At 44.4% G+C, this 20,084-nt stretch carries 20 protein-coding genes; 10 read left to right on the top strand and 10 right to left on the bottom strand.

All coding sequences use genetic code 11. From position 1 onward, the window contains the following. The first annotated feature begins 39 nt into the window (after positions 1-39). The 4 genes from BLT41_RS06225 to BLT41_RS06210 all read left to right on the top strand — a co-directional run bounded on the left by BLT41_RS06225 (position 40) and on the right by BLT41_RS06210 (position 2,896). Positions 40-828 (top strand): NifB/NifX family molybdenum-iron cluster-binding protein, encoded by a 789-nt coding sequence (locus tag BLT41_RS06225; protein ID WP_092159377.1) that lies wholly within the window; start codon positions 40-42, stop codon positions 826-828. Then, the gene (locus tag BLT41_RS06220) at positions 825-1,385 is read left to right on the top strand and encodes a hypothetical protein (RefSeq protein ID WP_092159376.1); all 561 of its coding nucleotides are present in this window, start codon (positions 825-827) and stop codon (positions 1,383-1,385) included. Before BLT41_RS06225 ends, BLT41_RS06220 begins: the two co-directional genes overlap by 4 nt. Positions 1,386-1,537: 152 nt before the next feature. Next, complete coding sequence (locus tag BLT41_RS06215) at positions 1,538-2,539, top strand: substrate-binding domain-containing protein (protein ID WP_170830324.1); 1,002 nt, start codon at positions 1,538-1,540, stop codon at positions 2,537-2,539. A 66-nt stretch (positions 2,540-2,605) separates the two neighbouring features. Continuing rightward, complete coding sequence (locus BLT41_RS06210) at positions 2,606-2,896, top strand: hypothetical protein (protein ID WP_092159374.1); 291 nt, start codon at positions 2,606-2,608, stop codon at positions 2,894-2,896. Between the two features lie 61 nt (positions 2,897-2,957). Here the strand turns inward: BLT41_RS06210 and BLT41_RS06205 are convergent, their stop codons facing one another. From BLT41_RS06205 to BLT41_RS17425, 3 genes are read right to left on the bottom strand one after another with little or no spacing between them, the layout of a single operon-like run. After that, a complete protein-coding gene (locus BLT41_RS06205; protein ID WP_092159373.1) occupies positions 2,958-3,689 on the bottom strand; it encodes a lysophospholipid acyltransferase family protein in 732 nt (243 codons plus the stop codon). Positions 3,690-3,701: 12 nt separating this feature from the next. Next, positions 3,702-4,595, bottom strand: a complete 894-nt coding sequence (locus tag BLT41_RS06200) for a CPBP family intramembrane glutamic endopeptidase (protein WP_170830323.1) — start codon at positions 4,593-4,595, stop codon at positions 3,702-3,704. 2 nt (positions 4,596-4,597) lie between these two features. Continuing rightward, complete coding sequence (locus tag BLT41_RS17425) at positions 4,598-5,116, bottom strand: hypothetical protein (protein ID WP_170830322.1); 519 nt, start codon at positions 5,114-5,116, stop codon at positions 4,598-4,600. 212 nt (positions 5,117-5,328) lie between these two features. Between BLT41_RS17425 and BLT41_RS06195 the strand changes: the two genes are divergently transcribed. The 4 genes from BLT41_RS06195 to BLT41_RS06180 all read left to right on the top strand — a co-directional run bounded on the left by BLT41_RS06195 (position 5,329) and on the right by BLT41_RS06180 (position 7,043). Then, positions 5,329-5,544: a hypothetical protein gene (locus BLT41_RS06195; RefSeq protein ID WP_092159370.1), complete on the top strand. Its 216-nt coding sequence runs from the start codon at positions 5,329-5,331 to the stop codon at positions 5,542-5,544. Between the two features lie 32 nt (positions 5,545-5,576). Beyond that, on the top strand, positions 5,577-5,759 hold the full coding sequence (locus BLT41_RS06190) for a hypothetical protein (RefSeq protein ID WP_170830321.1): 183 nt from the start codon (positions 5,577-5,579) through the stop codon (positions 5,757-5,759). A gap of 24 nt (positions 5,760-5,783) precedes the next feature. After that, the gene (locus BLT41_RS17825; RefSeq protein WP_092159366.1) at positions 5,784-6,026 is read left to right on the top strand and encodes a DUF6933 domain-containing protein; all 243 of its coding nucleotides are present in this window, start codon (positions 5,784-5,786) and stop codon (positions 6,024-6,026) included. A gap of 549 nt (positions 6,027-6,575) precedes the next feature. Further along, the gene (locus BLT41_RS06180; RefSeq protein WP_139167335.1) at positions 6,576-7,043 is read left to right on the top strand and encodes a reverse transcriptase family protein; all 468 of its coding nucleotides are present in this window, start codon (positions 6,576-6,578) and stop codon (positions 7,041-7,043) included. 912 nt (positions 7,044-7,955) lie between these two features. On the opposite strand, the gene BLT41_RS06170 is transcribed toward BLT41_RS06180, so the two are convergent. The 3 genes from BLT41_RS06170 to BLT41_RS06160 are packed head-to-tail and all read right to left on the bottom strand — an operon-like array spanning position 7,956 to position 11,062. Beyond that, a complete protein-coding gene (locus tag BLT41_RS06170) occupies positions 7,956-8,939 on the bottom strand; it encodes a GDP-mannose 4,6-dehydratase (RefSeq protein WP_170830319.1) in 984 nt (327 codons plus the stop codon). 13 nt (positions 8,940-8,952) lie between these two features. Continuing rightward, positions 8,953-10,227 (bottom strand): class I SAM-dependent methyltransferase, encoded by a 1,275-nt coding sequence (locus tag BLT41_RS06165; protein ID WP_170830318.1) that lies wholly within the window; start codon positions 10,225-10,227, stop codon positions 8,953-8,955. Positions 10,228-10,246: 19 nt separating this feature from the next. Further along, complete coding sequence (locus BLT41_RS06160) at positions 10,247-11,062, bottom strand: FkbM family methyltransferase (protein ID WP_092159356.1); 816 nt, start codon at positions 11,060-11,062, stop codon at positions 10,247-10,249. A 231-nt stretch (positions 11,063-11,293) separates the two neighbouring features. On the opposite strand from BLT41_RS06160, the gene BLT41_RS06155 reads away from it, so the two are divergent. Next, a complete protein-coding gene (locus BLT41_RS06155) occupies positions 11,294-12,364 on the top strand; it encodes a TIGR00180 family glycosyltransferase (RefSeq protein WP_092159354.1) in 1,071 nt (356 codons plus the stop codon). Between the two features lie 143 nt (positions 12,365-12,507). On the opposite strand, the gene BLT41_RS06150 is transcribed toward BLT41_RS06155, so the two are convergent. Continuing rightward, on the bottom strand, positions 12,508-13,614 hold the full coding sequence (locus tag BLT41_RS06150; protein WP_170830317.1) for an FkbM family methyltransferase: 1,107 nt from the start codon (positions 13,612-13,614) through the stop codon (positions 12,508-12,510). 515 nt (positions 13,615-14,129) lie between these two features. Between BLT41_RS06150 and BLT41_RS06145 the strand changes: the two genes are divergently transcribed. After that, entirely contained in the window at positions 14,130-15,533 is a 1,404-nt protein-coding gene (locus BLT41_RS06145) for a putative sugar O-methyltransferase (protein ID WP_170830316.1), read from the top strand. A 497-nt stretch (positions 15,534-16,030) separates the two neighbouring features. On the opposite strand, the gene BLT41_RS06140 is transcribed toward BLT41_RS06145, so the two are convergent. The 3 genes from BLT41_RS06140 to BLT41_RS06130 are packed head-to-tail and all read right to left on the bottom strand — an operon-like array spanning position 16,031 to position 20,063. Further along, complete coding sequence (locus BLT41_RS06140) at positions 16,031-18,040, bottom strand: hypothetical protein (RefSeq protein WP_092159348.1); 2,010 nt, start codon at positions 18,038-18,040, stop codon at positions 16,031-16,033. Positions 18,041-18,060: 20 nt separating this feature from the next. Next, entirely contained in the window at positions 18,061-19,206 is a 1,146-nt protein-coding gene (locus tag BLT41_RS06135; protein ID WP_092159346.1) for a Rid family hydrolase, read from the bottom strand. 20 nt (positions 19,207-19,226) lie between these two features. Further along, a complete protein-coding gene (locus BLT41_RS06130; RefSeq protein WP_092159344.1) occupies positions 19,227-20,063 on the bottom strand; it encodes a DAHP synthetase I family protein in 837 nt (278 codons plus the stop codon). Positions 20,064-20,084 lie beyond the last annotated feature (21 nt).

Raw genomic sequence — 20,084 nt, 5'->3', positions numbered from 1 at the left:
TAAAAATTAACCTCAAAAATACAGACTCTTAGAGGTCGCATGAAAATAGCCATTCCAAGTACTACACCTGATATGAACGGTAAGGTGGAACAAAAGCTGGGTACAGCCGCCTATCTATTGATTCTTGAAACCGATGATATGTCTTTTGAGGTCATGGCTGGCCCCTCGCGCTCGGCTGGGCCCGGAGCAGGAGTACAGATCATTTCGCAAGTTGTGGGCATGGGGGCTCGAACTGTTCTCGTAGGTCAGGTTGCGCCGCATATTGTTAAGACTTTGGGAAAACAAGGTATTCATGTCATTAATCATGTTTCCGGACCTGTGAGCGAAGCTTTGTCGGCCTATTTGCACTCGGAACAATCCCTTCCAGCTTCGGAGTGCAACGAAGTAAAAGTTGAACAAGTAACAATAAGAGATGAATGGATTGAGGCCTTGCTTAAAGGTTTGCGTCAGTTTTATACCCTTTTGCCGCGGCTGGTAGGTGTTATTCTGCTGCTGAGCCTGTTTCGGGGATTTGTGCCGGAACAAACGCTGTTGTCTTTATTTTCCGGTTCGGCCCTGTATGATTCATTCTGGGGAGCGAGTCTTGGGAGTATTATGGCTGGAAATCCTGTAAACAGTTATGTTATAGGTCATGGTTTGCTGGAAGCCGGAGTGGGGTTGACCGGAGTTATGGCCTTAATGCTGGCTTGGGTCAGCGTGGGCGTGATTCAAATTCCTGCTGAGTCTGCTGCTCTGGGGTTACGTTTTGCATTGGTACGCAATGCGGCTGGATTTGTAGTGGTCGTCTTTGTCTCTTTGGTTGTATTCTTGTTGAGAGGCGGCGTATGAACAAATACAGTGGTTCTTCAATTCTTTTCCGTTTTGGATCTTTTCTAAAACCATGGTTGTTTCCTTTGGCTATCGCGGCTTTATACGGATTTGGATTACTGCTTGCGCCAGCGGCTACTGACCGCGCCCTGCACATCAGCGGTTTAATGTTCCATCAGATAGCTTTGCCCCTTTGTCTGGCTCTTATTATTATGGTGCTGTTTAATCGTTTTTTGTCATCAGCAACTGTAACATCTTTTCTCGGTAGAAAATCCGGGTTAAAAAGCATATGTTTTTCTTCATTGGCAGGAATTCTCTCCATGGGGCCGATTTATGCTTGGTATCCATTATTTAAGTCTTTGAAGGAAAAAGGAGCTTCGGATTTTCACGTAGCTAATTTTATAGCCTGCCGTTCAGTCAAACCTGTACTTTTCCCGGTATTGGTGGCTTCATTCGGCTGGTCTTTTTCCGCGCTATTCGTGTTGTTGAGTCTTCTTTGCGCGTTGATTGTCGCATGTATAGTGAGCTTGGCGTGTTCTGGATCTTTGGGATTTGTGGGCGGAGATGTTTCTGACTGAATTTTGTATTGCTGCTGCGAAATTTCTGGCACATATTTTTGTGAATATCATGATTGATTTATGCCCCGTATTCCGGTGTCTAAATTTATTCAAAATTATTTAGCAACGGTGAAGATAATAAAGGAGATAGGATGAGTGTGCGGAGCTTTAACTTGAAAAGTAAATTGTCGGTTATAATCTTTTTGTTTGTTGTCATAATGTTGAACCCAATCCAGACAAGAGTTGCAGATGCAGTTGCACCCAAAAAACTTTCCATTGCAGTAATACCGGAACGTGGTGATCTTGATTTTTGGAAATTATTGAAAAAAGGAGCCGAGAGCACAGCGAATGAGGATAGTGGTATCGAACTTCTTTGGATTGCTCCAGCAGGATTTGGAAGTTTCAAGGAACAGGAAAGTAAGGTCGACTGGTGCATTAATAATAATGTCGACGCAATTGTGATTTCTCCAATTCGTAAGTTTAAGATGCAGAAATCATTGGATAAAGTCTTGCGTGCGGGAATACCGATAATTCAGATGGTTTCAGAGACATTTAATGGCGCAAAAATCGGTAGTATTCATTCCGATAATTTTAAAGGTGGTATGCTGGCGGCTGAATATCTGGACAAAAAGCTGGAAGGTTCCGGCAAAGTGGGGCTGGGGCTGTTCAAGAGAGGAAACAACCCGGTGCACATGCGAGTTAAGGGATTCAAAATGCAATTGCAGAATTCGGGGTCTAAGCTTAAAATAAGCAAGTCGATGTATATTGGCGGAGATTCGGAAATAGCTTTGGCAAAGATTCGGGCCACCATGTGGAGCGATGGAATGGATTCGAAGAAGAATCCAAAGCTGGATGCAGTCGTTGGCCTGAATGAAAGTAGCAGCGAAGTTATTTTTGAACTTTTTGAAAAAATGGGGAAACGTAAGGATTTGGCATTTGTAGTATTTAATCCAGATCCAGAGATGATCCAGAAGATAGAAGAAGGTTATATTCTTGCGGGAATAGCTCAAGATCCTTATAAGATAGGCAGAATTGCCGTGGCTCAGGCAGCAATGGCAGCCAGAGGGAAGAAAATTCCTTTAGAGACCGTGACAGAAGTCTATCTGGTGACCAAGGAAAATTTATCACAGCCGAAGATCCAAAAAATCCTCGGTTTAAAGGAACGTAACTTATAGAATAGTTTGGAATTTAAAAAAAACTATTTTTGAATAAGTTTTCAATCTTAATTAAGGAAATTTAATATGGATTTAGTCAGAGACATAGATGTACCTTGTATGGCTGAGGGGATCGGCTTAGGGAAATTGACGATTGAACATCCTTTAGGCTCTTGCGGACATCCCGTGTTTGTAGCTGAGTCCTCGACAACCGGATACGGCCCCACGGAGGTTCTGTCAGTCCAACCTTTAGATGGGCATATCTACTCCGAAGAACAACTCGAGTATGTACGGTATCACGGGTTACAGGTACATGGTGCGCTTGCATGGTATATGGAAGACTGGGCGCCAAGTGCTCATATATGCGAAGAGCACTAGATCCTGCTGTAGAATTGCGGACATAATCTTAAGAAACTGATATTCCTTAAAAGGTTTAGCTTTATAGCGCCTTCCTGATTGCTTCGCGGGCTGTATCCATCAGCAACCGAACATCACCCTGAAAATCATCAGGCTCCAGTGCGGGAAGGACCGTCATGCGGATTGTGCTGGAAGTGTTGAATATCCATTTTCCTTTGGGTATGGCTCCGCCGGTGCCTTGAATGGCGATGGGAAGAACTGCCACCTTTTTTTTCAGTGCCAGCTTGAATGCCCCGTTACGGAAAGTTCCCAGATTACCGGTCTCGCTACGGGTTCCTTCAGGGAAGAATGTTACGGACATTCCTTTGTCTATCCAGATTGACGCTTCCCGGTAAGCCTTGCGAATGCTTGAAAGATTGGACCGTTTGAGCCGGATGTGTTTTGCCAGTGACATGCACCATCCCAGAAAAGGAACTTGGAACAGTGAATCCTTGGCGATCCATTTGAACTGCATGCTGGTCTGAAAAAGCATGACTATGTCTGCCATGGACTGGTGGTTGGCCACCACGACGTAGGTTCGATCCTTGTCGATGTTGTCCAGACCTTCGACTGCAACGTTCCAGTAGGGATTTATGCGGATGACTACTTCCGACCACCAGAAACATTGCGCATGCTGAATTTTCCGTTTTCTGTCAAAAGGGAATGTTATTGCTCGGAGTGCCAGCATGACCAGAAAGAGCAGTATCGTAAGTAAGATGGAGGATGTCCATATGATTGCTGACATGGCAATCCGTTTTGTAGCGGAGGCTATCATGATTCTTCTTCGTTAAATGATGTAAAGGTAGTCCCAGAAACCCAGCACATATGCCAGACCGCCAATCATGAAATGGGATATGCTGACACCTACCAGACATCTCTTTTGGGTATATAAATATCCCCAGTATAGTGAGCAGACAAAGGATGCAAAGGCTATTCCCACGGAAAGCTGGATGTGCACCAGCCCGAAAAGAGCCGATGCTGTGAGGATTGCCTGGAGGGTTGCGTAGGGTTTGTCCAGCACAGATTCAATGGTAGTTTGTATCACCCCTCTGGCAATAAATTCCTGCAGTGCCGCAACAGGGAGATATACAGCGAACAGCAAATTAAAATTGTCCATGACAAAAAGATCGTTGCCCATTTCTTTACCCCAGAACATGATGAAAAAAACTTTGAGCAGGATGAGTGCTACACAAGTTATGAGGGTGCCGGGCAGCATGCGACGGATGGATTCCACGGCCCCATCGAGGGTCACCCCAAGGAATGAAAATGAAAAACCACTTTTGCGGATGATGAAAATGCTTACCATTAGGAAAATTGCTTCAACGATTCTTGCCGAGTTCTTGTTTTCGTAATTAAGTTTATCGGCAAGAAAGATCAGAAAAATGTATAGTGAAACGGAAAGGAACAGGCTTACAAAAATATTTGAAAACAGGTTATTCTTTTTTTTCTCTTCCAGTAGTTCTGCATTTCTGGATTTCAGGCCTTCTATTGTTTCTTCTAGTACGAATTCTCTGGCTTCCAATTTAACGGACATAAATCCGAGAGATTCCAGGAACCGGACTTCATCCTGCGTATATTTTTTATTATCCTGCATTCGATCCATCTCAACTGATTGGGAGTAATCCCCCCGTATGACTGATGAGATTATTGCATCGAGTTGTTTTAATAAACTTTTGTCCATCGTTAACCTCGTGTTTCGAATTTGGGACATTCGCAATAGTTCAACATCGCCTGAGAAGACGGGAACCTTCCGCAGTTGAAGTATTTCCAGAAGAGGCTGCCGTAGCACAAACATCTATTGCCGGATGTATCTAAAAAGCAGCAGTCTACAATGAACGTGCAGCAGCGGTTACATTCTCCGCAGCTATCTTCAGGCAGAGTCCACTGTTTGGAGAGACGAAAGAGGGTTGGGTCGGGGCGGTCCATGGGAGGCGAGGTCAGAGGTAAAACCGTTTTTATCAATCCCTGCTCCCGGCTTAGCAGACCCCAGATGTAGGCAGCCGAATAAAAATAGTATTTATGATAATATTTCAGGTATTTCCAGAACCGTAGGTCGTTGAAAAAGAAATAAGAAGTGTAGGGGGCTATTATGTACAGGAAAGTTCCACAGGAAAGCAGGTTGATTACGACAATGGCGTATGACATCAATCTGAACAAAGCGCGTATCATTGTTGCCTCTCTTTTAGAATCAAATATTCGCATGCGATAACGCCTGTGCTGATGCTTGTCTATCTTAATGAATATATTTCTTCAAATATATCGAGTGGATTGATAAAGTTTATAGAACATTCTTCAAGCATCAGCACCAAGCTGTAAATTGAAACAAAGTCAGGGTTATGTGGGGTTCCAGTATAGCTTTGAACCTGCCATCTGCTACGCACCGAAAATGGGTGGAAGTAACCCCTGAGTATTTAATGTTGACTGGCAGTACTTGTGATTACTCTGAACATGAATCAAGGCGTATCCCTATTTCAGGGCCGCTTGCGGAGCTCATATCCGAATTGCAGCGCACTAACCTTATAGAAAAGGTTTTCTTGAACAGCAGGGGGCTTCCTTATAATGAAGCTCCCACTGTATTTGCCGGTGTAACCAAAAATCTTGGGTTTAACGAAGGGCGAGACAGACGGTAGACCGCATCAGTTTTCACACAATTCGACATACCGTGGCCACCGAATTGGCAAAGGCCTTTGATCTTCGTTCTCTTATGGATGTCATGGGCTGGAAAGTTCCCGCTATGGCCTTACGTTATATGCACGGTGATGAGGAAGCTGCCCGCTGTGCTCTTGATATGCTTGGTGATAGTGGAGAAGGTGGTAAGGTTATTCTTTTTCGGAAGCGGGGGTAGGCTTATGTTTTACAAGAAGTAACCATGTTATACATGGGCTGCACCAAGAAATTGTTGGATGAGTTTAAAATCAAAGAATCAGCTGAGAAATCTGATCTTAGGGGGCTGCGCGGTTGGCATGGCAATACCTTTCTCTTGTATCGCAGCAAGGCTGCTTTGCTGGTCAACGACGGAACCATATTCGCGGTTTTCATCCCAAGGCTCTGCTTCAGTGTGGCGGGTACTCATACGGGAAGACTCACAATAGGAGCGTGCCTGGCACTATGAATGGTATGAAGCGGCTGTCGATCATATATCATCTGCCACAAATTTGGACGGTGACCTCATACCCAAAATGAAGACGACCTTAAAGCCCTCCTGCTGCAGTATGTGTCAAAGAACTATTGTTGATAGTCCATACTGAAAACGTGCCTGATAAGGTGGGGCTGATGTGACGGTTAGTGCGCTGGTTAAAATCGGCAAGGAGTTGAGGATGAAAGAGCCTTACGGTGAAGCGTTGACAGGGGTACGCACGGGCCAGCCATTGAGCTGCGAAATAAAATCATCTGGATGCCGACGTTGTTAAGCGAAGCGGAAGGCCACACCGAGGGAAGCGCTATGCGCAAGCTTGTTGAGGATCCCACGGTGTGCACGTGCGGAAACTCATTGTGCAGGAACTGGGAGGCCCCAAGGGGTCCTTCTTTAAATGGTATAGATGGACGGTCCGGGAAGGCTGGAAGTTATAAGCCAGACACGAATGTACTTGGGAAGTCGGATGATTGCAGCGTACCTAAGAAGTCGCTGAACAAAGGTAATGGAAAACTATCGGCGGAAGATATGGAGGAAAGGCGGTCAATCAAGGGGAACACGAAGCAGGAGGCTAAGGTCCGAACTAAGAGTCGGGGAGCCATGTTGATCGGTCTGCAGCGTGTGCGAGAAGTTGCTCTTAGGGATAAAAGAGCACAATTCACGACCCTTTTGCATCATGTGAGTGTTAATGTGCTTGAATACAGCTTTCGCGAAATAAAGCTTCAGGATAATTTGAAATGTTTACATAGAAAAGTGCATAATAGCACCTACCGGGCCAAGCCTTCTAAGCGGATATGCATTCCAAAATATGACGGTCGAAAACGGCCGATAGGTATAGCCTCGCTGGAGGATAAGATCGTACAGCACGCAGTTGGAAAGTTGCTTTTAATTATCATGAAGTTGATTTTAAAGGTTTTTCTTATGGTTTTAGAGCAGAAAGAGGAGCACATGATTCTCTTTCTGCGTTCACAGTTGGTCCAGAGAAAAGGAAAGTAAATTGGGTGCTGGATGTGGACATTCAAGGGTTCTCTGATACCATTTCCCATGAATGGATGATTCGTTTTCTTAAGCACCGGATTGCCTATAAAAGGATTCTCCGGTTAATACGGAAATGACTTCGAGCCGGAGTCTCAGAAGATGGTAAATGGCTACGTATAGAAGTAGGTTCGCCATAAGGAACAGTAATATCCCATTCTTGGCGAAGATATACCTGCATTATGTGCTGGACTAATTTGCAAATCATTGGCGGCAAAAGCTGGCTAAAAGTGACATAATCATAATCATTCTGAGTTATGCAGATGATTTTGTTTTGGGATTTCAATATCAATTTGAAGCAATTCGCTTTCTCAGCGATCTAGTAAGCTTTGGAATATTTCGTGGACATCGTCAGCGATGTCAGTTGGGAGCATGTCTTCGTAGGTTTCTAAAAGGCACCGATCAAGTTCCACAGCAACCTTGGTTACCTTCTTGGCATTGAAAAGCGACAATTCGGAATCGGTTTTAAACAGGGATATTGTCGAGTTCACATTGCCCACAACCTGCTTAACGCCTTTGTTCAAGTCTTCCCTATAAATTGTCAGGCAGACCGTAGATCACGATAGAAAACATCGTGCCAATGGCTTTGCTCTTAAGCTGTACATGGTTGGGCATCACATCACTTACGATGATCTGGTTCGTTATTGGCACAAGGTGCTACATCGCCGAGGCCAAAAAATTCGAATTAATTGGAAAACATTTGGGGTGCTCGTCAGATGTTGGATTCTTAAGTTTAAAGCTATGCATCCATGCTAACGACCCAAGGTAGGAGTTCCGTGCGGGGGACATCCGAAATGGTGGTCTCTATCGCGACCCTTATTTTGAGCACCAGTAGCTGAACGTGGTTTGTTAGCCTTTTCGTGCTCATAAAATTCAGCCTGGATCACCTGTCGCTTCCAGAAGCGCAAGGTCATGCTGAACCATGTCCCTCATGACATCTCTCATGCTTGTGGTGGCGCGCCAGCCCAGATCTGATGTGATTTCGTTGTTATCTCCCACTAAATATGGAGTGGACTTGTTCGACAAGCCTTTTACATGATTCCGCCAGTCAAGTCCCACTGCACCATAGGCGTGTTCTAGTAACTCCGTTAACGCCGTATCATTGCCTGATGATACTATGTAATCTCGTGGAGTTTTCATGCTCGTCATAGTCAGCATTGCCAACACAGCGTCTTGGGCCGCGCACCAGTCCGCTCGGGCACCAATGTTTTTTAATTGGAGAGGTCCTGCCGAGTCGCGTACCAAGGAGGCTACATGTTTGCTGATGATTCGTGTCACGAAAAGATCTGATCGATAGCGAGATTCGTGGTTAAACAGAATTGCTGTGGCCCCTCTGAACCCGTCATGACGCCTATGAAAGGCGATAAACCTCCGCGCGAGGTCCTTCGCCAAGGCATAGGAGTTGTGGGGATTAGGGGGGGTAGTTTCATTCACCCGCGATCCTTCTATTGTCCCCTTACCAAATATCTGTGATGATCCTGCGGCCACTAGCATTGCTTTGGGTGTCACACGCATAATCGCTGGCACCAGTGTCATCACTGATCCCAGATTAGTGTCCATCATTGCAGCGCCTTCCGCGATCGCGTCTATGCTGGAGTGTGTTGATTGATGATGGTTCGCGGCTAAGTGTAGAATCGCATTCGGTTTTGTCGCATCTAAGATGTCTTCCAGTGTCTTTCTGTCGCGAAAATCCCACCAATACCATTCAGTAATCGGATGGTCCGGCTTGGGATTAGAGCGGCCGAGGCACTGGATACCAATGACATGGCTCCCCGCGGAGATCAAGATCTCGGCTGCCAGCCGTCCATCTTGTCCGGTGGCTCCTGTGATCAGGACTTTATCGGGAAAAAGAGTCATGCTCGGCATTGTCTCAGGACGTCACTAAAATGAATTCCGGCAACGGGAACAGGAGCGTTTTACCACTGGCCAAAAAGGCTTGTTCACGCTGTATGATTTCATCCCGGAAGTGCCATGGGAAGACTATAAACACATCAACCCCCATAGCCCGAGCCTCGGCTTCGGATATGATTGGAATCCTCGTTCCGGGTGTAACCTTACCAAATTTGCGCGGATCCCGTTCGGCTATGGCTGGCAATAATTCCGGTGTAATTCCGCAGTATTGTAATAGTACATTGCCTTTGGTCGACGCGCCATAGCCAAGCACTTTACGGCCTTGCTCCTTGGCAGTTATTAGAAAGTTACGCAGTCGTTCTCGATGAGCCATAACTTTATCAGAGAAACTGGCCCATCCCTCAAAATTGTTTAAATGATGGTCATTCTCGTACGTCAACATCCTGTTCAGGGAGAAGCTGTTTGGTTGGTGCCGAGAGCTGTCCGCGCGGCAGAAGAGTACTGAGAAACTGCCTCCATTAATGTTGTTGCTACGAACGTCTAGAGGTCGCAGACCAGCTTTCTTACCCATTTCTATCATGGCGTGCAGGGTAAGATAGGTCGCGTGCTCGTGGCAGATGGAATCATAACACAATCGCTCGTACATGGCGCGGGCATGACTTTGTTCGGTCAGCCATACTCCATTAGGGGAGAGCAATTCCTTAATCTCCTGCATGAACTTTAACGGTGTGTCGATGTCGTAGAACATTGCGATAGAGGTAATGATCTTGAATTTTTGATCAGCACTCAGAGCATTGCGCACTGCTTCAGCAGAGAAAAAATCCACGATTAATTGTGCATTGTCCGGGTATCGGTCCGCAAATTGGGCAGCTGAAGGGTCTACACCCACTGGGAAACCACATTGCGTGGCCATGGCTGACAGCAGGGTTCCGTCATTACTCCCAATATCTAGGACCGCGTCACTCTCTTCAAGTCTGGCCCAGCCGGCCACGTAGCCAGCTAAATCGTATAGGTGTTCTTGCATGGTGCTGGTCACCGAAGACGCGTAGCCATATTCAGCGCCATACATCTCGCTTGGATTATACAAGTGCGATAACTGTAGCAGGCCGCAACCTTTGGAGTGTTGGTCAGACTCGCAAATTACAAGGTCCAGCGGTCCTACTGGCGGGTCCTCGTCGTCTGGCTTAAGAAATCTTCCTGTTAAATGCTGCTCGCCCAAGTTTATCAAAGGCCGCAAAATTTTGCCGCCACAAGCGCGGCATTCCAATAGTGGAGTGCTAATGACGCGATTCATATCCTGATAACCTCCATTCTTATACATCCAAAATAGCCACTGACTGTTTTATTAATGCCTGTGCCATGAAAACCGCGTCCGCGCGGACAAAATTGTCAAAATAGTTCGGAGGAAGTTCAAAAGCAGGCAGCAGTGCACTGTCTTCGTCACGGACATAAAATCGGTTCAGACCATCGAAGTAGGCGAATTGGTAGTTCGCTGAGAGCAAGACGTCTTCCCACTGATCCCAGTTCGGGATAGCTGTTTCCGGATAAGTGGCCTCAACCACCACGACCCTAGGGCGTTGGGCTCGCCAGTCGTTACCGTTGATAACGTCGGCTTCCGCTCCCTCAACATCAATTTTCAAAAAGTCCACGGTTTGGCCCTTTAGGTCTGCAAATAACGAGGACAGGCAGCGGGTTTCGACATCTTTTTCGGCAATGTTCACGCCTCGGGCGCGATAGTTGTCGCCCATGTGTTTTGCAAGGGTCGAACGGGAGGAACCAGCATGGACATAGGCAATAGCGGAACCTTCTTTACAACTCACGGCCAAACATAGATTTGTATCCCTGGAGCGTGTTTCATCAAACTGAGCCATATTAACCGGGTCCAGATCAATATTCACACCGTGCCATCCAGATTTATAGAAATGTTCTGTGACAGAGTTTCTGGTCGGATGGTATGCGCCTACATCTATATATATTCCTTTCTCTTGGTTTTTAAAGGCCCGAGCCAGAATTACATCTTCGAAGTTCTGTGCATAACTGATCATACAACCACGCGCAACGCGGTCTAAGATCTCGCGGGCAATATCCAAGGCCGTCTCTGGAGCGGCTGTAATGGGTAAGGAGCTCATGGTCTAATATTCCCAATAAGTTAAAGAGTTGTCGGCCTCAAAGGCTTGTCCTTACTAGGACTATGATTAACTTGACCATTACCTATGGTATGTATATTGTCAATATTACATACAAAAAAATTACGCCCGTATTTTTTGAGGGAAACGTTGCGAGCTTGTTTCATTGGTCCAAGTTGGTGAAGGCTGCGTTTTGACCGTCTTACCCCGGGCATAGTAAAGGAGAATATACCCATGCCCGGCAAAGACGTAACTCTAATAGTTCCTACTTTAGAAAGAACCAATTTTCTGTACCGCTACGTTAATGCGTTGCAAGCCCTCGGCTTCGAGGGAGTCCTTCTGATTATGGATTCCAGCAGTTATGCTACATATGAATCCACGCGTAAAATGTTGGCGCGGCAGAAGCTTTTTTACGAAGTTAAGCACCTGCCAGTGCCCAAGTCTCCGGGTATGAGTGTCTCAATCAGTATAAATCAGGCCATTGCCTTGGGGGTGGGAGAAGTTGAGACCACCTACTGCATGACCGCGTTTGACGACGACATTCCGGTGCCGCAAACTTTGGATAAGTGCGTAACTTTTCTAAAGGAGAATTCGGATTTTACCGCAGTGCACGGCGACATCGTGTTTATGCACGCTCATGGTGAAACACAGAATCAAAAGGTAGCTTTGCTGCCAACTCTACCGTATCATCAGGATCAAGCCGTGGGGCGATTTGAGGCTTATTTAAACTTATTTGGTAACACAATGTATTTGCTAACGTATCCTGAAATTTACAAAGACAACGTCCCGAAGGAAGCTTATACCGTTCAGTTTCCACACTTCGCGGCAGAATACGTTTGGATGTTAAATGCGGTCATAAAGGGTAAAATTGGCTTTATAAACGAGTTGTTTGTGATTCGGCAAAAACATGATGACAATCTAGGCTCTCAAAATCCATACCTCCACATGCGTAAAGCCATTTTTTCCAGAACATGGCATAATGATATAAATACATTTGTCGACATTTTGGCTAACAGCATAGCAAGCGTGGACAACATTCCCTTGCACTTGGCCCGCAATGCTTGCGAACAGTTGGTGGCTTATTTGGTTGCGTTTCGGCTAACTGATAGTATTGGCCATTCAGTCCGGCAGCATCCTCATTTTTTGAAACGGGAGAAAGCATACAATACTCAGTCCTCTTTTGAACAAATAAATTATGAACGTGTACGTGATTATGTGCTGGCTCAGCCATTGGATGAACCAGAGATTGGCGAAGGTTACGTGGCTGAAAGCCATAACTGCGATACTGTCAGCAAACTTGGTTGACCTCGATTATATTTGGCCGTCTAGATATATCTAAAATTATTGCGCGGGCCTAGTTCCATTACGTGATTCTTGGTTTTCCTTCCATTTATGAAATGGTTATCTAACAATCCGAACAACAAATTTTTTGGTATAATTTTAGCCATCTATTTGGGCGATTTGGAAAAATGAGGACAAGTAATATCGCCAAAGTCAGCGTATGAACGATATTTGTCCATAAATAAACCAAGAAGTAGATTAGCGTCTTCGGGTGATTTGTGCATGTCTTCCAGCAACCCCTCAAGCTCGCGTATGGTGTTCTTTGGTTGTTGTGCAATGCTATCTAGGAGCAACTTTCGCAATCTCTGTTGGCTCTCAGGAGGCCAAGGCAGTATCGCAAGCAATTCTAAGGCAAAATCGATATATCCAAAACAGAATGCGGCTAATATTAGAACGGCTGTTTGTCGTTCATTAGTATTAGAGAAATTAGTTTGTGGAGCATCGTTAGAAAAGGTCCATGAACTTTGTTCAATTGGGTCTTTGAAGAATATAGCGTCCGCCCAATAAGGTCGTTCTCGTCCTAAAGGATAATTCCGTTTATCGACAAGGCGTTTCGAGCGGAGATGAACATCATGAAAACCAAAAAAAGAAAACCCAAGGCTGCGCAAATATGACTCAACTTCAGAAAACAACGGTTGATCATTATAAATTGGAAGAAATTCAGTTTCAATGAACAAAGCTACAGTTGTTGTACGTAAGGTCTGTTCCGCCCCTTTGAGTATCGCCAATTCATAACCTTGAGTATCAAGCTTAATTATTTCACCCCAGGCGGCCTGTTTGTCCTGCTGGGCCTTCAATACCTCGTCCAGAGGTTTAATTGTAATAGGCAATTGTTTTCCTGTTGGACGGGCTCGCGAAATATTATAGCGTTCAACTACAGCTGGATTTGGCGCAAACAGTGAACTCGCTGCAGGATCTGCTGTCATATGTAGACCTGCAGAGCCATGGGCTTCGCCAAGAGCCAGTTCCTGCACGAGAGTAAGACGTCCTAGCGGGTCTGACTCAGCAAGAGTTCTTAATTCAGCCGCTGCTTCCTTGTCCGGTTCAAAAGCCATGACAGCAACTAACTGTCCAAGGGGCGTAACGATATCGTGGGCTCCATAACGCGCTCCAATATCAATAAATCCGATTGGTAAGTCTGAAAGAGACTTTAATACTTCTGTTTGTCGCCAATTTTCGGAGAGATCTATTCTAATTTTTTTTGAGCTGTCCACGAGTTTCCTCCATCTGAATCTGCAATTATTTATTTGCATATAATCATATACGAACAAGTCTCCCAAAGCAATATCATACCTTACCTGAGCAATCTGTAAAGTTTTTGTGAAATAGGTTCATCAATACATGTATTTTTGTTACAAACAGCGTAAGTGTTTGGATAGCCTTCTTTAAAAGTGTTGAAACTACTTTGGAGTTTACCCCAATTTAAGAGGGGGCAGCCCAACCCTTACGAAAAAGTCATTCAAGTTGATTTTTCCTGTGAAGGGTGTATCATTTCTTAAAATTAAGGGTGTTATAAGGAAGTGCCACTTTCTTACGATGATGATTCTTTTAGGAAAGAAACTTTGTCTATTTTATCGCATCAGCTTATACGTACACCGGAATCATATATAAAATTTACCATCATGACTATAGAATGTCACTAAAGGATTTCTGAATTCGGTTTCTATTGTGATCTTGGGGTAGTGGTCTGGCCACTTAAAATGCTTATCTGCAGTAAATGGAGGAATTCGTGACCATTCTTGAAGAAATCATAGAAGCAGAGAAGACCGTTTCTCCTTCTATTTATAATAAAAAATCAATCTTGTGGGATAGGGCATTAGCGGAACGAGACAAAACTGCTTCATATTCAACGTACCATAACATGCTGTCGGATAATAACCTTCTTTATGGTACAGGTCCTAGGCAAGGTAAACTTGAAACTATAGCACTGTTGAAGAGATTCGGAGCATACTTAGACGCAGATCTAATTAAGAAGATGAACTTTTCGAAAGTAGGTAATCCATTTTTCATTAAACTTGGAGATTCCCAAATATCTGTACCTCACCTGTTTAAGTTCGGGTCATATTCCTATATCGAGGAAGGACTCAAAGTCGCAGGGCTTCATAAAGGCAAAATACATTGTGCAGAAATTGGTGCGGGCTGGGGAGCAGTCTCCTCTATGCTGATCGATCAGAACATATTGGCATCATATACGGATATTGATCTATTTGAAAATTTAAAAAATGCAGCTTTTTATCTAACGGAAAGATTTCCGGACTTGCCCTACTCGCTTAACGACAGTAACAACAATGCATTCTTTAATTTCTACTTTCCTTCAGAAATTAAACATGTTCGGAAAAATTTTGATTTGATAATCAACGAAGCCTCTCTGGCAGAAATGGATAAAGAAACCGTAAGGGTCTATTTGCAATGGATTGAAAATCATCTAAGCGAAAATGGCATTTTTTTCTGGCAAAATGGCCGTTACAGAGGTGGCAATCCAGACTTAACTGAAAAGATGTCTGATTACCGCTTAAGTCGTTTTAAACCATTGTTGCTATTTCCGCAGAGAGGTCGGGCAGGATTGTACCATGATTCGGCAATTGCCATCATTTTAACAAAATGGACAAACGGCGCATCTTCATCTTTACCGCTTGATAAGTACTATGATGTCTTGGTTCAATTGGCTGACATCGGCATCACTGATGAAGTTTTGTCAATATATGCTTCAATACCTAAGGACACATTAAGCGATGCTCAGGTAGTTTTCTTAGATTCTGCAGACTATTTGTTTCGCAATAAGCGAATTGACAAACTGGTTTCATTTTGTCAAAGGAGCAAAGCAGACAGAGACTTGAAGAATGCTGCAAATTATTTAATCTCTGCTTATAAATTTATAAACAACTACAGTGACGCAAGAGAAGAATTTGGGGTTTATTTTGAGAACGGCAAATCTCCTTTAGCCTTGGCGTTTATCGCCTGTGTCTTTCATGCAAATTCTTGGAAAATAAAGGACTATTCGCCGATTGATTATTTGGAGATGAAGTTGGAGAAAGAATTTCATTGGCCAGATGTTATTTCGATCCAACAATTCAACAGCCAGAAAATAAAAAATTGCATAGCAATAAAAATCAAATATCCTTGGCTTAAATAACATCCCTCTACAATGTTTTCCGATTAATTTATCTTTACCAACGTGTTGCAAATGGAGCATTCCCAAAGTGCGGCATGTGCAACACGTTGGAGAATAGTTCCGCGTACACATTCTAGGTCCTGAGATCCGTTTTATCGTATTTTTGTGGGGTTACTTCTCCTAACCATCTGCTCGCCTGTATATCACGCCTGACCAGCCTTATCCGATTACTCCAGTTTTTTTGAGTTTCATACCTTTCATTGGTGGATTACTACATTTTAAGTTTTCCCTAGGGTCAGTTTGACCGTTAATATTCTTCATCGAATCGACGTAAGGAGTAAAGCAATGTTGCCCCTGAACAAGCCAATCCGTCAATTACACAAATAACCGGTTCCGAATTTTTCATAGTGCACCTTCTGTTTTAGAGCATTCGAGCCTCCATCTTAGCTGCATGGTGTGCAAATCAGATAGAGTAATTATTAGGACTTCGGAATTTATATTAATTTCAGAGGAATAGCCTAGCCCTTTTTTACCAACCCAAGGTCCTGAAGGTATGAAAGCAATTCATGTGGATCGATCTGTGCAATCTGCGGTTCGGTCTGCAGAGTTCCTTCCGATCCGTCATCAAGAGAGATAGCTTTGTCGCTTTTACGGAAAAGGGCGATATAAGGTTTGAGCAATTGGTTGTAGCTCTTGAACCAGATGGTGTAATCACCATACTTCCCTTTGATTGGGGTTTCTTCCAGCAACTCACTCAGCAGGAAAGTGTCATGCGTATTAGGGCCAACTTCACGGTGCACTACATACATTCTGCCGTCTTTATCATAGATTTCCACATGGTATTCTGCGGTCGTGTTATAGGATTTGTTCAGTGAATGATGCCGCACTATGTATAAGGAATCATACTCATCATCCAATGTTCCCGGGCCAAAATGGTCACTCACCTGCATCGGGGAATATGAGTATTCACGGGATTTAGGAAGTGACGCATTCACGTAAAACGGGATGTTTACGTCTGGTCCACTGCTTATAAATGTAGTGCATAGGTAAGGAAAATTCTTATGTTTAAGCGCGAAAGTGAAAGGGGGTGAACTAGGGCTGATTCTGGCTGATTCCGGATCGGGTGTGATACATAAATTGCCTTTGCCGCTTAAGTCTACTCCATGTTTGCTCATATATTCATTCAAATTCGTAAACTGAGGGCTGGAAGGACCTATTTTTTCCGGTTTTGAGAAAATTTCATTGCCGTTTTCATCCAGAACACGAAAGAGAACCTTAGTAAGTTCGCATGTGGTCGGCGACAGTAGTCCTATCCATGTTTCAATTTCAAATCTTTTGTCAAGAAGAGGAAATACTACTTCCCAAAGACGCATGTTAGCTGAGTTACGGATTTTGATTTCTTGTTTATCAAGGACCTTTGTGGAATTGCTCCAGAATCTAGCACTTCCACCTGTCTGATGGTAGGTGTCAACAGGTATGAAGGTTCCTTTTTGTACAAGATAATGGTTCGGGCGATGCAAAGGTTTATCGCAGCTTAAAAGTACATATGCTCCTGAAGTCTTATCAAGCGGCAGATCTGAAAATAATTCATTGAGGTTCTGGTAGGACATGTGCCCAGCAAGAATCGGAACCAAACTCTTTTCAACAGAAATATCCTGCCCATCTTTATGAAAATGGAGCAGAGCCCTAACTGTAACCGGGCAGTCATTTTCATTATATATGCATGTGTATGCTTCAAGATCGGGGTTTGACGGGACAATTCCGCGATTGAAAACGGTGTGAGGCGGCCATTGAGACCATCCGGACTGATGGTTACGGCACATCCCCGCAGGACTAATGTAATCTGCCCAAAAATGAATGAACGGCTGTACTCGGGATTGTAGGTTTTCAATTTCGCACTCTACCTTCAGATACCCCCTGAAATTGGAAAGGTTCATTTCAGCACTCTTCAAAGAGATGCAACCTCCCGGAGGAATGATCACTTGTCCTGATCGTACAATGGTTCCATCGCAGGCGCACACTTTCCATCTCAAGTCCACGGGGAAAACAATACGAAACTTGCGATTAAAATAGTGGTTTATATTAATAACGGTTTCCGCTTCATCTGAAATGAAGTCCATATACGCGCTTATTTCGGATGTTTGTCCAGAGTAGTAACGAATAATGATTTGATGTGAGTTGTTTGTTTCAAGAAGTGCATGTGCAAGAGAAAAAGCCGAGGCTCGGGAAGTGGAAGCCACAAGCCATCCGTCGCAGTCGGGCATGGGGGCGTCTGTCCGTAAAAGTTGTATGGTGCTGTCGAGTATGCAGGCTCCGGCTAGATTGATATCAAAAGTATAAAATCCCGCTAATTCGTATTTTCCAATACGTGAAGGGATATGCTGTGGGACAGTGGTGTGGTCAACATATACGGCGTACCTTTTTATGTCGTATTCTTTAAACATTGTGATAATATGCTCAGGACCTCGGCTTTCAACATAGGATCCTGATTTAATCAGTGGGCCGGTGAGTGCTTGTGTTGTCGACATAAATTGTTCTCCTGCTGGGTCTACATAGAATGGCAAAAAGATTCGTATCTATAATCCGCAAATTTTGAAATGGCGATGCCTTCAATTTCGATAAGCCATTGGGGACGGCATACTGCCCCCCGAACCATAATCCACGGGATATTCTTCGGCAGGGCGTTCTGTAGAAAATTATTTACAATTCCTGCTTCGGATGGATCGCGAAGATATACCACAAGGATTTTTAGGTCATTCATCTCCGCTCCGTATTTTTGGAGCAAAGCTTCAATATTGACCAACGTCCTTTCAGCTTGTTTTATTACATTCTCAGGGTGAAGGATATTCCCTTCTCTGTCAATGCTGGCTGTCCCAGAAATGTAATAATGTGAACGATCACCGTATGTTACACGTGTAGCCCGTTCAAAGGTGACATTGTAGTCATAGGTGGGGCAAAGGTATTCTGGAGCGTTTATAAATGTTATCTGTTCAGGAGCCAGTCCGGTAATGGACAGTGAGTCCATGCTGACCAGATCAGAAACATTGCATCCCAGTCCCTCAATGCCCGTGCTAGCTATGTAATGAGTTCCCTTGGTCAGCCCGATAATATCAAAAAGTTCTCTACGGGCGTCAACCATTCCTTGATAATTGTTATCTATGTCCCGTACATATATCCATGTCCGGATAATATTGTCGAGTATTGTTGCGTCGTATTTTGAAATTTCTGACGCAAGATGTGCAAATATCTGGTGTGTTTGCTGGTAGGAAGATTCCGGGCGTGCAAGTTGGCCTTTAATCCATTGGCTGCAGTAATTTCCGTGACGGACGGTAAGAGTGTTCGGGGTTCTTTCGAGCTTGCGCAACCTCCCTGGGGCATCGATATGATATGCTTCCAGCGCGATTTTGCCTCCGCGGGCAGGAGGCTGTCCAATGATGCTGACAAAGCTGCGGTCTTCGATGTCTTGAATGGTTCCCTTAAGGATAGGTAACTGATTGGTTATGTCACTTAAATGGAATCTCAGGAAAATTTCGCTGTTATCGTCTAGACCTTCTTGCTGCAGCACTTCTTTGTAGCGGCCCAAAACATTCTGCAGGGACTGAGAGAAGTTCAGTCCCTGCTTTGATTCAATGGCTAAAAAAACTTCATTTGAGTTGGAATTGTCGAATCTTGAAAAACACATGTTTTGATTCATTGCATACTGCCTTTAGATTATTAATTATCCTGTTTAGCGCTTAGCCTGCGTGTTATTTTGTCAGCTGTTTTAGCTGCTTTGAGATTCTTTATCAGGTTTGATAGTTGTGCGGGGAGGAGCTGTTGCTTGGCATCACTCAAGGCCTTATCCGGATTGACGTGAGACTCCAGCATAAGGCCGTCGAAGCCATATGCGAGTGCTGTTAACGCCACGTTTTCTATAAGATTACGTTTACCACAAATATGGCTGGGATCGCAAATGATAGGAAGGTCGGGAAGTTTTTGTTTCAACTTAAGCGGGATTTCCCATACCGGGGAGTATCGATAGGCATCTTTTTCCGTGGTGGAAAAGCCACGATGGATTGCGGATATTTTGGTGATACCAGCCCGGTACAATCTTTCGATTCCCCCTATCCAGAGGGCAAGTTCGGGACATATGGGGTTTTTGACCATGACTGGAATATCTACTCCACTCAGGGAATCTGCAATTGCTTGAACGCTGAACGGGTTTACTGTGGTTCTTGCTCCGATCCAGAGAGTGTCAATGCCTTCCTTAAGGCACGCTTCCACATGCTCGGGAGTAGCAACTTCACACGTTACTGGCAGTCCTACTTCATTGCCAGCTTCCTTGAGCCACTTAAGTCCCCCCTTTCCTATCCCTTCGAAGCAACCAGGATTAGTTCTGGGTTTCCAGATCCCGGCCCTGATCATATCAACCCCATTTTTTGCGATCTCTTGGACTGTAGAGTGAATTTGTTCTTCACTTTCCAGGCTGCAGGGGCCGGCGATAAGGGAGAAAGAATTTTTGCTCGTTAGCCAATCGTTACTTTTGGCGAATTGGTGTAAAAAGGTGTTCATAGTGCATACTCTCTGTAAAGT

It is taken from the genome of Maridesulfovibrio ferrireducens, from assembly GCF_900101105.1.
In the GTDB taxonomy this organism is placed as follows: Bacteria; Desulfobacterota; Desulfovibrionia; order Desulfovibrionales; family Desulfovibrionaceae; genus Maridesulfovibrio; species Maridesulfovibrio ferrireducens.
This window is presented reverse-complemented; position numbering and strand designations above follow the sequence as displayed.

Excerpts from the sequence above, each read along its gene's own strand:
- BLT41_RS06225 (WP_092159377.1), top strand. The coding sequence starts at position 40 with ATGAAAATAGCCATTCCAAGTACTACACCTGATATGAACGGTAAGGTG.
- BLT41_RS06160 (WP_092159356.1), bottom strand. The coding sequence starts at position 11,062 with ATGAGCTCCTTACCCATTACAGCCGCTCCAGAGACGGCCTTGGATATT.
- BLT41_RS06155 (WP_092159354.1), top strand. The coding sequence starts at position 11,294 with ATGCCCGGCAAAGACGTAACTCTAATAGTTCCTACTTTAGAAAGAACC.
- BLT41_RS06195 (WP_092159370.1), top strand. The coding sequence starts at position 5,329 with ATGTTGACTGGCAGTACTTGTGATTACTCTGAACATGAATCAAGGCGT.
- BLT41_RS06140 (WP_092159348.1), bottom strand. The coding sequence starts at position 18,040 with ATGTCGACAACACAAGCACTCACCGGCCCACTGATTAAATCAGGATCC.
- BLT41_RS06135 (WP_092159346.1), bottom strand. The coding sequence starts at position 19,206 with ATGAATCAAAACATGTGTTTTTCAAGATTCGACAATTCCAACTCAAAT.
- BLT41_RS06220 (WP_092159376.1), top strand. The coding sequence starts at position 825 with ATGAACAAATACAGTGGTTCTTCAATTCTTTTCCGTTTTGGATCTTTT.
- BLT41_RS06165 (WP_170830318.1), bottom strand. The coding sequence starts at position 10,227 with ATGAATCGCGTCATTAGCACTCCACTATTGGAATGCCGCGCTTGTGGC.
- BLT41_RS06200 (WP_170830323.1), bottom strand. The coding sequence starts at position 4,595 with ATGGACAAAAGTTTATTAAAACAACTCGATGCAATAATCTCATCAGTC.
- BLT41_RS06180 (WP_139167335.1), top strand. The coding sequence starts at position 6,576 with ATGGAGGAAAGGCGGTCAATCAAGGGGAACACGAAGCAGGAGGCTAAG.
- BLT41_RS17425 (WP_170830322.1), bottom strand. The coding sequence starts at position 5,116 with ATGCGAATATTTGATTCTAAAAGAGAGGCAACAATGATACGCGCTTTG.
- BLT41_RS06205 (WP_092159373.1), bottom strand. The coding sequence starts at position 3,689 with ATGATAGCCTCCGCTACAAAACGGATTGCCATGTCAGCAATCATATGG.
- BLT41_RS17825 (WP_092159366.1), top strand. The coding sequence starts at position 5,784 with ATGTTATACATGGGCTGCACCAAGAAATTGTTGGATGAGTTTAAAATC.
- BLT41_RS06170 (WP_170830319.1), bottom strand. The coding sequence starts at position 8,939 with ATGACTCTTTTTCCCGATAAAGTCCTGATCACAGGAGCCACCGGACAA.
- BLT41_RS06210 (WP_092159374.1), top strand. The coding sequence starts at position 2,606 with ATGGATTTAGTCAGAGACATAGATGTACCTTGTATGGCTGAGGGGATC.
- BLT41_RS06130 (WP_092159344.1), bottom strand. The coding sequence starts at position 20,063 with ATGAACACCTTTTTACACCAATTCGCCAAAAGTAACGATTGGCTAACG.